Source organism: Lentzea sp. NPDC042327 (genome assembly GCF_040647275.1).
Classification (GTDB): Bacteria; Actinomycetota; Actinomycetes; order Mycobacteriales; family Pseudonocardiaceae; genus Lentzea.
The window spans coordinates 74,460-87,545 of sequence record NZ_JBEZBX010000003.1 but is presented as its reverse complement, the minus strand read 5'-3'; the positions used below and the strand labels follow the sequence as shown (position 1 = coordinate 87,545).

The 13,086-nt window shown below is 70.7% G+C and carries 14 protein-coding genes and 1 riboswitch; of the genes, 6 read left to right on the top strand and 8 right to left on the bottom strand.

The annotated features are described in order from the left end of the window. Window positions 1-12 precede the first annotated feature (12 nt). Window positions 13-1,695: a cellulase family glycosylhydrolase gene (locus tag AB0A63_RS08170; protein WP_360386897.1), complete on the bottom strand. Its 1,683-nt coding sequence runs from the start codon at window positions 1,693-1,695 to the stop codon at window positions 13-15. A 181-nt stretch (window positions 1,696-1,876) separates the two neighbouring features. Here AB0A63_RS08170 and AB0A63_RS08165 point away from each other — a divergent pair, with 181 nt between their 5' ends. Both AB0A63_RS08165 and AB0A63_RS08160 read left to right on the top strand, forming a co-directional pair. Continuing rightward, complete coding sequence (locus AB0A63_RS08165) at window positions 1,877-2,551, top strand: NAD-dependent protein deacetylase of SIR2 family (RefSeq protein ID WP_360386894.1); 675 nt, start codon at window positions 1,877-1,879, stop codon at window positions 2,549-2,551. Beyond that, window positions 2,539-3,234 carry a class I SAM-dependent methyltransferase gene (locus AB0A63_RS08160; RefSeq protein WP_360386891.1) on the top strand — a complete coding sequence of 232 codons (696 nt, stop codon included), beginning with the start codon at window positions 2,539-2,541 and terminating at the stop codon, window positions 3,232-3,234. The genes AB0A63_RS08165 and AB0A63_RS08160 overlap by 13 nt, the downstream gene beginning before the upstream one ends. Before the next feature lie 318 nt (window positions 3,235-3,552). On the opposite strand, the gene AB0A63_RS08155 is transcribed toward AB0A63_RS08160, so the two are convergent. From AB0A63_RS08155 to AB0A63_RS08135, 5 genes are all read right to left on the bottom strand, one after another. Next, window positions 3,553-3,882, bottom strand: coding sequence for a hypothetical protein (locus AB0A63_RS08155; protein WP_360386889.1), 330 nt, complete (start codon window positions 3,880-3,882; stop codon window positions 3,553-3,555). A 20-nt stretch (window positions 3,883-3,902) separates the two neighbouring features. After that, window positions 3,903-4,469, bottom strand: coding sequence for a TIGR03086 family metal-binding protein (locus tag AB0A63_RS08150; protein WP_360386886.1), 567 nt, complete (start codon window positions 4,467-4,469; stop codon window positions 3,903-3,905). Continuing rightward, on the bottom strand, window positions 4,469-4,879 hold the full coding sequence (locus tag AB0A63_RS08145; protein WP_360386884.1) for a hypothetical protein: 411 nt from the start codon (window positions 4,877-4,879) through the stop codon (window positions 4,469-4,471). The genes AB0A63_RS08150 and AB0A63_RS08145 overlap by 1 nt, the downstream gene beginning before the upstream one ends. Next, window positions 4,804-5,511 (bottom strand): DUF998 domain-containing protein, encoded by a 708-nt coding sequence (locus tag AB0A63_RS08140; protein ID WP_360386882.1) that lies wholly within the window; start codon window positions 5,509-5,511, stop codon window positions 4,804-4,806. The genes AB0A63_RS08145 and AB0A63_RS08140 overlap by 76 nt, the downstream gene beginning before the upstream one ends. A gap of 134 nt (window positions 5,512-5,645) precedes the next feature. Next, complete coding sequence (locus AB0A63_RS08135) at window positions 5,646-6,503, bottom strand: LysR family transcriptional regulator ArgP (protein WP_360388334.1); 858 nt, start codon at window positions 6,501-6,503, stop codon at window positions 5,646-5,648. 99 nt (window positions 6,504-6,602) lie between these two features. Between AB0A63_RS08135 and AB0A63_RS08130 the strand changes: the two genes are divergently transcribed. Next, window positions 6,603-7,151, top strand: coding sequence for a LysE family transporter (locus AB0A63_RS08130; RefSeq protein WP_360388331.1), 549 nt, complete (start codon window positions 6,603-6,605; stop codon window positions 7,149-7,151). On the opposite strand, the gene AB0A63_RS08125 is transcribed toward AB0A63_RS08130, so the two are convergent. Then, entirely contained in the window at window positions 7,117-7,284 is a 168-nt protein-coding gene (locus AB0A63_RS08125) for a hypothetical protein (protein ID WP_360386879.1), read from the bottom strand. The two genes, AB0A63_RS08130 and AB0A63_RS08125, sit on opposite strands and share 35 nt — an antisense overlap. A 63-nt stretch (window positions 7,285-7,347) precedes the next feature. Next, a riboswitch (cobalamin riboswitch) is annotated at window positions 7,348-7,558 on the top strand. 102 nt (window positions 7,559-7,660) lie between these two features. On the opposite strand from AB0A63_RS08125, the gene AB0A63_RS08120 reads away from it, so the two are divergent. Together AB0A63_RS08120 and AB0A63_RS08115 are read left to right on the top strand one after the other, a co-directional pair. Beyond that, complete coding sequence (locus AB0A63_RS08120) at window positions 7,661-11,026, top strand: ribonucleoside-diphosphate reductase subunit alpha (RefSeq protein ID WP_360386877.1); 3,366 nt, start codon at window positions 7,661-7,663, stop codon at window positions 11,024-11,026. A 53-nt stretch (window positions 11,027-11,079) separates the two neighbouring features. Next, complete coding sequence (locus AB0A63_RS08115) at window positions 11,080-12,066, top strand: ribonucleotide-diphosphate reductase subunit beta (RefSeq protein WP_360388329.1); 987 nt, start codon at window positions 11,080-11,082, stop codon at window positions 12,064-12,066. Here AB0A63_RS08115 and idi read toward each other — a convergent pair. Continuing rightward, a complete protein-coding gene (gene idi / locus AB0A63_RS08110) occupies window positions 12,052-12,636 on the bottom strand; it encodes an isopentenyl-diphosphate Delta-isomerase (protein WP_360388326.1) in 585 nt (194 codons plus the stop codon). The two genes, AB0A63_RS08115 and idi, sit on opposite strands and share 15 nt — an antisense overlap. A gap of 227 nt (window positions 12,637-12,863) precedes the next feature. Here idi and AB0A63_RS08105 point away from each other — a divergent pair, with 227 nt between their 5' ends. Then, the gene (locus AB0A63_RS08105) at window positions 12,864-13,049 is read left to right on the top strand and encodes an MbtH family NRPS accessory protein (RefSeq protein WP_360386874.1); all 186 of its coding nucleotides are present in this window, start codon (window positions 12,864-12,866) and stop codon (window positions 13,047-13,049) included. The last annotated feature ends 37 nt before the right edge of the window (window positions 13,050-13,086 follow it).

Genomic DNA, 13,086 nt, shown 5'->3' with positions numbered 1-13,086 from the left:
GCTCGTCCGGCATCAGCTCGTCGGGAAGTCGTCGGGCGTCCGGATGCGGTCCCGCACCCACACCCCGGCCGGCTTCAGCACACCGGTGCCCGCGAACGTGGTGCCCGAGCAGGTGCCGGTCTTGAACACCGCGCCCGTCAGGCCGTCGTCGGAGTAGTTCCAGTTGGCCCAGGAGATCTTCTTGCGGGCCATGAGGTCGACGTACCTCTGCGACATGGTGAAGTCGTTGCTGCCGCCACCGGACGCGGCCTGCGTGCCGAACTCGGTCACGAACACCGGGACCTGGCTCGACACCTGGTCCAGGACGCTGAGGTACGAGTCCTGGTGCGCCTGCGCGTAGAAGTGGAACGAGTACATGAAGTTCGTGGCGTTGACCCGGTTGTTCAGCACCTCGGACGGGCTGTCGCCGTCGGAATGGCCGAACGTCGACCAGCCGTTCGTGCCCGAGACGATGAGGCTGTCCGGGTCGATGTCGCGGATGACCGGGATCATCTGCTCGGCGTAGGACTTCACCCGCGCCCACGAGACGTTGTTCGGCTCGTTGGCGATGTCGTAGATGATGTTGGTCTTGTCCCTGTGCCTGGTCGCGATCTCGGTGAAGAACGTCTTGGCGCGGGACAGGTTGTAGTTCGGGTCACCGGGGTCGAGCTGGTGCCAGTCCACGAGGACGTAGATGCCGCGGCGGGTGGCTTCCTCGATGTAGCCGTGCACCAGGTCGGTGAACTTGCGGGGGTCGGTCTCGTAGCCGTCCTCCTGGACGTACATGGCGACGCGGAGGAAGTCCGCGTTCCAGTCGTTGACCAGCGCGTCCCACCACTGGGACTTGGAGCACCGGTGGTACCACTGGATGCCGTGCGTGCTCATGCCGCGCAGCTGGACCGGCTTGCCGTACTGGTTGCACAGCTGCACGCCGCACACGCGCAGCAGTCCGTTGACGTCGTGCGGCCGGGTGCCGCCGGGGGTTCCGGGCTGCGTGCGCACCGTGACGGCACCGGAGGCGCCGGACAGGTTGCCCGCCGCGTCCCGCGCCCGCACGGTGAAGGTGTACGAGGTGTCCGGCGTCAGGCCGCTCACGGTGTGGGTGGTGCCGGTCGCGGTCTGCCCGCTCGACAGCACGTAGCCGGTCACGCCCACGTTGTCGGTGGACGCGTCCCACGCGAGCGACACCGAGGTCGCCGTGGTGCCGGTCGAGCGCAGGCCGCCGGGGACCGACGGGGCCGTGGTGTCCGGCGTGCCGGACTGCTGGTCGACGTCGACGCGGTCCAGGTTCGGGCCGCCGTTGGACGTGGTCGCGACGGTCTTGATCTTGTTGGTGCCCGCGGTGAGGGTCACGGCGGTGGAGCGGGTCGTCCAGGACGTCCACGCGCCCGTGCTCGGGAACGCGAGCTCGTCCGCGACCAGTGCGCCGTTCACCGAGATGTCCATCGGGCGGTCGGCCGTCTGGCCGTTGGCGAACCGGAAAGTAAGGGTCGCCGGGCCGGCAGCGGCGGCGGTCACGGTGAACTCCACCGAGCTGCCGACCTCGTTGTCGTAGTTGACGAAGCCCGAGCCGGTGAAGCCGGCGTGGTTGGACTCCACCACGCCGTGGGTGATCGTCGCGTTCTCCGCCTGGTACTGGACCGGGGCGGCGACCGCGACGGCGGGGACGCTGAGCGCCAGTGCGGCTGGGACGACCAAGAACAGGGATCTGGCCACAGGTGCCTCCTGTGCAGGGGTACAGGGCGCGGCGGCGATTTAGTTAAGAAGGTTTCCTGTATGTTGTGCGTTGAATCACAGCACCGGACCACCGCCGCTGTCAACAAATTCGGGCGACCGGAACCGCGCGGGTGGGGCATCCTCGACCCCTGATGCGAACCACGGCCACGGCGGCGTCCTGATGGAGATCGCCTGCGACGAGTCGGGCTCCGAGGGCGAGAAGCTCGTCGGCGGGGTCACGGCGGTCTTCGCGCACGCGGCCGTGCGGCTGTCCCGCGAGGAGGCCGGCGCGTGCGTCGCCGAGCTGCGGTCGATGATCAGGTCGCCGGCCCTGGAGTACAAGGCGAACCACCTGCTGCGGCAGAAGAACCGGTGGGTGCTGCTGTGGTTCCTGGACCCGTCTGGCCCGCTGGCCGGCCGGGCGCGCGTGCAGCTGGTGGACAAGCGGCGGTTCCTGGCCGCACGGGTGCGCGCGGAGTTCGGTCCGGTCACCGGCCCGCTGGAGCACTACAACGACCTGCTGCGCGCCCGCGGGCCGCGCGGCGCCCTGGACCCGCTGTTCCCGGCGATCCTGCGGGCCGTGGCGCAGTGGCGCGGCCCGGTGTCGATCGTGCACGACCAGCAGCTGTCGCTGACCGAGGACCGCATCCGGCGGCTGAAGGAGGCTGCGCCGCGGCTGGCGGAGCTGACCCTGGCCGACTCGCAGCACGACGCACGGGTGCAGGTCGCGGACTTCCTCGCCGGGATCGCCCGGCGGGTGGCGGAGGACGAGCTGAACGGGCGGCCGGACCACGAGCTGATCGCGCTGCTCCGCCCGTTCGTGACGGGGAACGAGGACGCGAGATGCCCGACCTGATCTTCTCCGACCCGCGCCTGGCGGCCGTCTACGACGCGTTCGACGGCCGGCGCACCGACCTGGACCTCTACCTGGCGGTCGCGGCCGAGCTCGGCGCGGCGAGCGTGCTCGACGTCGGGTGCGGCACCGGGTGCCTCGGGGTGCTGCTGGCCGAGGCAGGACTCGACGTGGTCGGGGTGGACCCGGCCCTCGCGTCACTGGAGCTGGCGCGCGCCAAGGACTCGCGGGTGACGTGGCTGCACGGCGACGCGACCTCGCTGCCGCCGCTGCGGGTGGACCTCGCGGTCATGACGGGCAACGTGGCGCAGGTGTTCCTCGGCACCGACTGGGAGGCGGCGCTGCGCGGCGTCCACGCGGCCCTGCGCCCCGGCGGGCACCTCGTGTTCGAGACGCGCAGGCCGGAGTCCCGGGCCTGGGAGGAGTGGGCGGACCGGCCGGACCGCGCGGTCGGCGGCGTGACCGAGCGGCTGGAGGTGCTGGAGGTGCGGCTGCCGTTCGTGTCGTTCCGGCACACCTACCGGTTCCCCGACGGGACCGAGCTCGCCTCGGACTCCACGCTGCGGTTCCGGTCGCACGACGAGGTCGTGGACAGCCTCGCGGGGTGCGGGTTCCGGGTGGTGGACGTGCGGGACGCGCCCGACCGGCCTGGGCGCGAGCACGTGTTCGTGGCGCAGCGGACCTAGGCCGGGCGGGGTCTTGTCGCGTCCGGACGCGACCCGCGGCGCGGGCGGTCACGGCGAGGGGTGGCGTGGCCGTGCTGTCCGGCCAGTCGATCGCACCGGGCCAGGCTGGACGCACCCGGCCGGTCGATCGCACCCGGCCAGGCTGGACGCGCTGCGGCGGACCGGCACCCTCGGCACGGACGGGCACGCCGGCGCGGACGCTCCCCCGGTGCACCACCGACGGGTGACCCAGCGGGCCCGGCCGCGCTCACGCAGGGGTACCCCCGAGTCGGGATCCCCTGCGTCTCACCGTACTCAGCGGGTCCGACAAGATCGGGACTAGCCGACCAGCGCGGGTTGCTTCCAGGCCTGCACCAGCCACGGCAGCACGCGCGGCATCCGGTCGGCCACGACGTCGTGCAGCACCAGCACGATCCGCCCCGACCGCTCGGGTCCGGCGTCCAGCCACACGGCCTGCATCAGCACACCCGCCCGCAGGTCGAGCCCCGCCTCCGCTTCGGCCAGTGCGGCGGCCGTGGCGGCGGCGGGGTCGGTGACCTCGTGGTGCGCGAAGCCCGAACGGCACAGCTCGGGGTGCAGTTCCACCAGGGAAGCCAGTGCGGCGGCCAGGCGTCCGACGCCGAGCCCCGCCCGAACCTGCACCGTCATCGCTCTCACGTTAGGGGAGCCTAACCTACTTTCCAGGCGGGGTCGCGGCCACTGAGTCCCAGGACACGGTCCAGCAGCGGCGCGGTCGAGCCGACCTCCACCACGGCTCCGAACAGCGAGCCGTCGCGGTTGCCGGGACCGACCGACGACACGAAGCCGTGCACGACCTGGAGCAGGTCCTCGTCGACCGCGAACGGCTGCCCGGTGGCACGTGCGAGGTCCCAGCCGTGCAGCACGACCTCGTCCAGCGCCACGGCCGCGGCCACCTCGCCGGGCAGGTCGACGCCGGCCGCCGCGGTCATGCCCTCCCACGCCTGCGGTGCGCGCCAGGCCTGCGCGAGCTCGGCCAGGCGGGCCGGCACCGACTCGCGGAAGTCCAGCGGCAGCCGCGCCACGTCGCCGGAGGGGGTGCCCCGCAGCGGTGTCTTGCGCGCCGCCATCGTGAACGCCACGGCCAGGCCGTTGACGTGGTCGAGCAGGTCGCCGACCGCGTACTCCGGGCACGGCGTCGGTGCCGACAGGTGGCGGTCGGTCACCCCGCGCACCACCTCCGCCAGGCGGTCGGTGGCAGGTGCCAGGTCGAACATCAGTAGCCGTCCCCTCCCCAGAACTGCTCCTCCAGCGTGTCCGCCGTGCCGGCGAGCAGGTGCAGCGGGTCGGTGAACTCGTGGATGTCGAGGTCCTTGAGCGGCAACGAGTGCCGGACCACGACGTGCTCCCCCATGATCGCGAGGCCGCAGGCGACGGTGGAGTTGCCCACCTCCTCCAGCACGCGGCGGAGGTCCACCTGCGCGGCCAGCCCGCACGGGGAGGCGATCTGCACCCATTCGTGCATGTTGTCGAGCACTTCCCGGACGATGATCACGACCTGCGTGCGGTCGTCGTCGCCCTCCTCCACGTCCCCGAAGGTGAAGAGGATCCTCAGTTCCTCGCCCTGGTCGCTGATGACGTCGTACTCGGCGCGGACGTAATCCGCGAGGTCTCCCCAACTCGCCATGGCGCAACCCTACTGGCCGAGATCGCCCACAGCCCGACGACCAGCACGGCCAGGACCTCGGCGGCGAGCAAGATCCTCTCGATGTAGCCCAACGGGAACACGTTCCACCACCGGACGTCCGACACCGCACCCAGCACAATGGCGTAGAGCAGCGGCATGAATGCGACAACGCTCAACAAACCCGACGCCATCGTCCACCTGGCGTGTCGCCCCCAGACGTGGTCGCGCAGCCACGGCCGGGCCAGCAGGACGACCGCGACGGGCAGGCTCACGAACGCGACCATGCTGCCGAACCGGTGGATGCTGCCGCTGAGCTGGTTGGTGCCCATCGCCCAGTTCGTCTTCGGGAACACGACCACGAGCAGCAGGCCGAACGACCACAGCAGCAACGCGACCGAGCCCGCCGACCGCCACCGGGTCAGTCCTTTGTGGACCAGCGCGGTGAGGATGCCGGCCGAGCCCGCGACCAGCAGCAGCACGGCCACGTCGAACACCGGGCGGTAGTCGCCCAGGGCGTACTCGCTGATCGTGCGGTGCAGCGCGCCGACGGTCAGGTCGAGCAGGCCCACCATGGCGACGGTCGCGACGACCGCGAGCGAACCGCCGGTGGCGGCGAGGCGAGGAATCAGCACAAACCGGTCAACGAGCGGGTGAACCCCCGGGGTTCCTGGGTTCAGGAAGCCGACAGGATGCTCTCAGGCGCCGGACAGGTTCCCGGCCGGGAGCACGAGCCCGGTTCGGCGGCGCGTCGCCCCACCCCGGGGACTCAGCGCAGCGCCTGCGCGGCTTCGGCCACCACCGCCTCGGCCACGGCGGTGAGTGCGGGCGAGTCGAGCTTCCACTGCTGCCAGTACAGCGGGACGCTGACCGTGCGGCCGGGAGCGAGGTCGACCAGGCCGTCGAGCACCTGCTGCGGCGGCACCATGCCCCAGCCCAGGCCGGTGGCGACGGCGCGCACGTAGACCTCGGACGACGGGACGTGGTGGCGGTGCTCGGACGCGCCGCGGCCCCGCGTCAGGGTGCGGACGAAGCGGTCCTGGAGGTCGTCGTTGCGGTCGAACACCACGACCGGGGCATCCGGCAGCCACGACTTCAACGGCCCGGCCGCATGCCGGTTCACGAAGGACTCGGCGGCCATCGCGGCGTAGCGGATGTGGCCGAGCTTGCGCACCGAGCAGCCGGCGACGGGGTCGCGCGACGACGTCACCGCCGCCATCACCGCTCCCTGCCGCAGCAACGCCGTCGTGTGGTCCTGGTCCTCGCGGTGCAGGTCGAACGAGATCCGCAGCTCGGGCGGCACGCGGTGCAGCGCGGGCAGGAACCAGGTGGCGAGCGAGTCGGCGTTCACCGCGATCGGCACCCGCACGACCGCGTCCTCGCCGAGCGCCGCCCCGAGGTCCTGGTCGAGCGCCAGCAGTTGCCGACCGTAGCGGACGATCACCTCACCGGACGGCGTGAGCCGCACCGGGCGGGCGCGGACCAGCAGGACCCGGCCCGTGCGCTGTTCGAGCGCCTTGATGCGTTGCGAGACAGCGGAAGGCGTGACGTGCAACGCGGTGGCGGCGGCGTCGAACGTGCCGCTGTCCACCACCGCGAGCAGCGTGCGCACCAGGTCGAGGTCCATCACGAGCGCTAATGGTACGTAAGAATCTTCAGCTGGCCTCATCAAGAACGCGTCAATAGCGTGGACCGCGTGACAGACCTGCTGCTCGGCTTCGGCACCATGATGACCCTGATCGTCGCGATCGGCGCCCAGAACGCTTTCGTGCTGCGCCAAGGACTTCGCCGCGAGGCGGTGGCGAAGGTGGTCGCCGTGTGCGCCGTGTCGGACGCGGTCCTGGTCGCCGTGGGCGTCGCCGGGTTCGGCGCGATCGTCACCCGGTGGCCGCAGGCGGTCACCGTCGCCGCGGTCGTGGGCGGGCTCTTCCTGCTGGGGTACGGGTTCCTGGCCGCGCGGCGCGCACTGCGCCCGCAGGCCCTGCACGCCGACACCGGCGCCCGGCACCGGCCCGTGCTCACCGCGATCGCGCTGACGTGGCTCAACCCGCACGTCTACCTCGACACCGTGCTGCTGCTCGGGTCGATCGCCGCCGGCCGCTGGCTCTTCGGCGTCGGCGCGGTGACGGCGAGCATCACCTGGTTCGCCGCGCTCGGGTTCGGCGCCCGGCTGCTCAGCCCGCTGTTCGCGAAGCCGCGCGCGTGGCGCGTGCTGGACGGCGTGATCGCCGCCGTGATGATCAGCCTCGGGGTCGCGCTGATCGCCGGGACGTGACCAGCGCGGCGACCGCGCAGCCGGCCAGCACGCCGCTCGTCACCGGCGCCGCGGCTCCCGCGAACAGCGACGCGGAGGCGAGCCCCGCACTGAGCAGAGCACCGTAGAAGACCCGCGGCCGAACCTCACCCACGCCGACCACCCTACCCAGGGGACACGCATGTTGGGTGGTGATCAAGGACCCACCACCACATGTAGTATCTGCCGCACTGGTGGTTCACCGGCCCGGACAACGGGCCGGTGAGGCAAGAGGGAACCCGGTGCGAGTCCGGGACTGCCCCGCAGCGGTGAGTGGGAACGAAAGCCGTCAACGAAGCACTGGGTCGCGAGACCTGGGAAGCGACGGCCGGTAGGCGCGAGTTCGACGCCCACGAGTCCGAAGACCTGCCACCGGGGTGCGCGCAAGCCTGCGCGCACGACACGGTGCCCCGAGGGAGGGCAGCTGTGTGCACCGGTGAACGGTGCGCGCATGCGCTTTTCCTCCTGGGCCCAGCTCGCGAGGAGAGAGCGTGCCCGACCGCCTTTCAGTGGTCATCGAGGAAGCCTGTGCCGATCTTCCGAACGCATCGGCCGAGGCGGTGCTGACCGAGACCAAGCGGAACCTGTACCACGGCATCACCGACGCCGAGCTCGCCCTGGCGCCGATCATGGCCGCCCGCGCGATGGTCGAGCAGGACCCGGACTACTCCTGCGTCAGCGCCCGCCTGCTGCTGGACCGGCTGCGCACCGAGGCGTGCGGCGTCCCGCTGTCGCACGCCGAGATGACCGAGCGCTACCCGTCGTACTTCGCCTCGTTCGTGCGGCACGGCGTCGACTGCGGCCAGCTCGACCCCCGGCTGACCTCGTTCGACCTGGCCCGCCTGGGATCGGCGCTGGACCCGTCCCGTGACCTCCGGTTCCAGTTCCTGGGCCTGCAAACCCTGTACGACCGCTACTTCCTGCACCGCGACGGCCGCCGCTACGAGCTGCCGCAGGCGTTCTTCATGCGCGTGGCCATGGGCCTCGCCCTGGAGGAGGACGACCCCGACGCCCGCGCGGTCGAGTTCTACGAGCTGCTGTCGTCGTTCGACTTCATGTGCTCGACACCGACGCTGTTCAACTCCGGGACGACCCGGCCGCAGCTGTCGTCGTGCTTCCTGACCACCGTGGCCGACGACCTCGGCGGCATCTTCCACGGCATCAGCAACAACGCGCTGCTCTCGAAGTTCGCGGGCGGCCTGGGCAACGACTGGACGCCGGTGCGCGGCATCGGCGCGCACATCAGGGGCACCAACGGCACGTCGCAGGGCGTGGTGCCGTTCCTGAAGATCGCGAACGACACGGCCGTGGCCGTGAACCAGTGCTTCGCACCGGACACCGGCGTCCACACCGCCGACGGCGTCAAGGCGATCAGGGACGTCGTGGCCGGCGACCTCGTGCTCGGGGTGAGCGGCACCTACCGCGAGGTCACCGACGTCATGCTCTACGACCAGGTCGACCCGATGGTCGAGGTGGAGGTCGAGCACTCCGCCGCACCCCTCAGGGTCACCGCCGGACACCCGTTGTACGCCGTCAGGGGCGTGCCGCTCGGCCAGGAGAACGCGCGGACGCTCAAGCAGCTCGCCGGCGACGAGGTGCGGCCGGAGTGGGTGGACGCCGGTCGGCTGGAGAAGGGTGACCTCGTCGCCAGGGTGGTTCCGCGGGAGGTCGTGCCCGTCGCCGGTTTCAGCGAGGACGATGCTCGTCTGTACGGCGTCCTGCTCGGTGGCGGGCACCTGTCGGAGGACGGGGTGCGGTGGGGTGTCTCCGGGAAACCCGGGCTGGACGCGCACCTGGACTTCGTCCGCGAGCACCTGTCGGCGCGCGGTGTCCCCTTCCGGGAGAACGGCCGCGACGACACCCACGTGTGGATCCACTGGGCCTCCGAACCCGAGGTGGGTGCCTCCGCGTTCCCGTTCACGCCTGAGGACCTCTACGACGACGACCGCCGGAAGCGGATCGCCCGCAGGTTCTCCCACCTGCCGCACGCCCAGACCCGGAAGCTCCTGCAAGGCCTGCTGGAGTCGAGCGGCGGTGCCTCCCGCGGCGTCGAGGTCCACTTCACCACGACGTCGCGGTCGCTCGCCGCGGGTGCCCGCTACCAGCTGCTGCGCCTCGGCATCCCCTCTGCCGGCGAGGACCTCGACGTCGGGGTTCCCGCCGTCGAGGGCATCGCCGAACTCGCCGGCTGCCGCCCGACCACCGAGCCAGACTGGGTCGAGCACCGGGGCATGGTGTTCTCGCGCGTCCGCGACGTGCGGGAGACCGAGGTGGTCCCCGAGGTGTTCGACCTCGAGGTCGAGACCGACGAGTCCTACCTGACCACGGCCGGCCTCGCCCACAACGGCGGGAAGCGCAAGGGCGCGGTCTGCGCCTACCTCGAAACCTGGCACATCGACGTCGAGGAGTTCCTCGACCTGCGCAAGAACACCGGCGACGAACGCCGCCGCACCCACGACATGAACACCGCGAACTGGGTGCCGGACGAGTTCCTGCGCCGGGTCCGCGCGGGCGGCACGTGGACGCTGTTCTCCCCCGACGAGGTGCCGGACCTGCACGACGCGTTCGGCGCCGAGTTCGCCGAGAAGTACCGCGCCTACGAGGCCAAGGCCGACGGTGGCGGGATCAAGGTCTTCCGCCGGGTCCAGGCCGTGGACCTGTGGCGGCGCATGCTCACGATGCTGTTCGAGACCGGCCACCCGTGGATCACGTTCAAGGACCCGTGCAACCTGCGGTCACCGCAGCAGCACAGCGGCGTGGTGCACTCGTCGAACCTGTGCACCGAGATCACCCTGAACACCGCGGTCGACGAGGTCGCGGTGTGCAACCTGGGGTCGGTCAACCTCGCCCGGCACGTCACCGAGGACGGCATCGACCACGCCCGGCTCCGCAAGACGGTGCGCACGGCCGTGCGGATGCTCGACAACGTGATCGACGTGAACTACTACACGATCCCGGAAGCCAGGAACTCCAACCTGCGGCACCGGCCGGTCGGTCTCGGGCTGATGGGGTTCCAGGACGCGCTGTTCACGCTCGGCACGCCGATGGCGTCGCAGGAGGCCGTGGAGTTCGCGGACCGCAGCATGGAGGAGATCAGCTACTACGCCATCGAGGCGTCCGCCGACCTGGCCCGGGAACGCGGCGCGTACCGGTCGTTCGACGGGTCGCTGTGGTCGCGGGGCGTCCTGCCGATCGACTCGGTCGAGATCCTCGCGCGGCACCGCGCCGCGGACGAGCTGGAGCAGGACCGCGGGTCCACGATGGACTGGGCCGCACTGCGGGCCAAGGTGCGGCAGGGCATGCGGAACTCGAACGTCATGGCCATCGCGCCGACCGCGACCATCGCGAACATCGCCGGCGTGAACCAGTCGATCGAGCCGCTGTACCGCAACCTCTACGTGAAGTCGAACATGTCCGGCGACTTCACCGTCGTCAACCCCCACCTGGTGCGGGCGCTCAAGCAGCGCGGGCTGTGGGACGAGCAGATGGTCTCCGACCTCAAGCTGCACGACGGCAGCCTCGGCGCGATCGACCGGGTGCCGCCCTACCTGAAGGCCCTGTACGCCACGGCGTTCGAGGTCGACAGCGCCTGGCTGGTCGAGGCGGGCTCGCGCCGGCAGAAGTGGATCGACCAGGCGCAGTCGCTCAACCTCTACCTGGCCGCGCCGAGCGGCCGCAAGCTCGACGAGCTCTACCGGCTGGCGTGGCTGCGCGGGCTCAAGACCACGTACTACCTGCGGACGCAGAGCGCGACGCACGTGGAGAAGTCCACGTTGCAGGGCACCGACGGCAAGCTCAACGCCGTCTCCCCCGTCGCCTGCTCCACCACCGACACCGACTGCGAGGCCTGCCAGTGACCGACCACATCATCGACGCCGGTGCCGCGCGGGTCGGCGTGGACGACAAGGCGATGATCAACTGCCGTGCGGACGTCAACCAGCTGCTGCCGCTGAAGTACCACTGGGCGTGGGAGAAGTACCTGGCCGGCTGCAACAACGCGTGGATGCCGACCGAGGTGTCCATGCAGGCCGACATCGGCCTGTGGAAGTCGAAGGACGGCCTCACCTCGGACGAGCGCCTGATGATCAAGCGCAACCTCGGCTTCTTCGCCACGTCGGAGTCGTTGGTGGCCAACAACATCGTGCTCGCCGTGTACCGGCACCTGACCAACCCCGAGTGCCGGCAGTACCTGCTGCGCCAGGCGTTCGAGGAGGCCGTGCACACCCACACGTTCCAGTACGTCTGCACCTCGCTCGGCCTCGACGAGGGCGAGCTGTTCAACATGTACCGGGAGATCCCGTCCATCACGGACAAGGCCGCGTGGGCGTTGCAGTTCACCCGGCACCTGGAGGACCCGGGGTTCCGCACCGGCACACCCGACCGCGACCGGGCGTTCCTCAAGGACCTCGTCGCGTTCTACGTGGTGTTCGAGGGCATGTGGTTCTACACCGGGTTCGCGCAGATCCTGTCCCTGGGGCGGCGCAACAAAATGGTCGGCGTCGCCGAGCAGTACCAGTACATCCTGCGCGACGAGTCGATCCACCTGAACTTCGGCATCGACGCGATCAACCAGATCAAGCTCGAGAACCCGCACCTGTGGGACGACGCGTTCCAGGCGGAGGTGCGCACCATGCTCGCGGAGGGCTGCGAGCTGGAGATCGCCTACGGCCGCGACACCATGCCGAACGGCATCCTCGGGCTGAACTCCGAGCTGTGCGAGCAGTACATGCGGTTCATCACGAACCGCCGCTGCGCACAGCTCGGGCTCGAGCCCGTGTGGGAGCCGGCGGAGAACCCGTTCCCGTGGATGTCGGAGATGATGGACCTCAAGAAGGAGAAGAACTTCTTCGAGACCCGCGTCATCGAGTACCAGAACGGCGGCTCACTGCAGTGGTGACAGCACCACGGCCTTAGGGAGCCCGGCCCGGTCCGCCACCGGCCACGCGAGCGGATCGGGCCCGAGCTCCACGAGCTCGGCGACCTGCAGGCGGGACCACGGCGACACCGGCCGGGTCCCGTCCAGGACGCTCGAGGCGTACACGCTCCACGGCACGCGCTCGGTCGAGTCGACCTCGTCGGGGTTCGGCACCGGCTCGGCGTCGGACAGCACCCGGAACACCGGGCACATCTCGTTCTCGACGACACCGTCCATCTCCGCCCGGTAGCGGAATGCCGGCAGGACCAGCTCGGGCACGCCGACGTCCATGCCGAGCTCGTCGCGCAGCCGCCGCCGCACCGCCTCGGCCATGTCCTCCTCCGGCAGGGGGTGGCCGCAGCACGTGTTGGTCCACAGGCCGGGGAACGTCTTCTTGTGCAGCGCCCGGCGGGTGAGCACCGTGTTGCCGGCCGAGTCGAAGACGTAGCTGGAGAACGCCAGGTGCAGCGGCGTGTCCGCGTGGTGCACGACAGCCTTGTCCTCGACGCCGATCGCCGAACCGTCCTCGCCGAGCAGGACCACCTGTTCCACAGTCACGACCACACGTAACCACACTCGGGCGGGGCACCGGAACCTGGGCGCCGACATCGTTGTCGTCGAGAGCCGGTGGGTGGCTCGCGGGCGGCAGGGCAACGCGGCGCGCAGCAGTGTGGCACGCCGACACCCGGTGGCCGTGAGGACTCCGCGCAGCGGCAACCCGGCGGCGACTTGAGCGCGCGCCGAGCGCCGCCCGAGGTGGTCCACGTCACCCTGGACGCATGACCCCGTTCGCTTCGGCTCACACCATGTTCCTGGTGCTGGTCAGCCCGGCGGGCCAGTACTCGATCTGGCCGGCGGTGCTGCAGGTGCCCGCCGGCTGGCAGGTCGTGCACGGCGTGGCCGGCCGGCAGTCCTGCGAGGACCTCGTCGCCGTGCTCCGCGCCGATCTGCCGATGGCCGCCTGACCGCACGTGCGACCCCGATGTGATCCACGCCATCACC

Coding starts and splice junctions, on each gene's coding strand:
- AB0A63_RS08165 (WP_360386894.1), top strand. CDS start 1,877: ATGGAGATCGCCTGCGACGAGTCGGGCTCCGAGGGCGAGAAGCTCGTC.
- AB0A63_RS08160 (WP_360386891.1), top strand. CDS start 2,539: ATGCCCGACCTGATCTTCTCCGACCCGCGCCTGGCGGCCGTCTACGAC.
- AB0A63_RS08155 (WP_360386889.1), bottom strand. CDS start 3,882: ATGACGGTGCAGGTTCGGGCGGGGCTCGGCGTCGGACGCCTGGCCGCC.
- AB0A63_RS08150 (WP_360386886.1), bottom strand. CDS start 4,469: ATGTTCGACCTGGCACCTGCCACCGACCGCCTGGCGGAGGTGGTGCGC.
- AB0A63_RS08145 (WP_360386884.1), bottom strand. CDS start 4,879: ATGGCGAGTTGGGGAGACCTCGCGGATTACGTCCGCGCCGAGTACGAC.
- AB0A63_RS08135 (WP_360388334.1), bottom strand. CDS start 6,503: ATGGACCTCGACCTGGTGCGCACGCTGCTCGCGGTGGTGGACAGCGGC.
- AB0A63_RS08130 (WP_360388331.1), top strand. CDS start 6,603: ATGATGACCCTGATCGTCGCGATCGGCGCCCAGAACGCTTTCGTGCTG.
- AB0A63_RS08115 (WP_360388329.1), top strand. CDS start 11,080: ATGATCAACTGCCGTGCGGACGTCAACCAGCTGCTGCCGCTGAAGTAC.
- AB0A63_RS08105 (WP_360386874.1), top strand. CDS start 12,864: ATGACCCCGTTCGCTTCGGCTCACACCATGTTCCTGGTGCTGGTCAGC.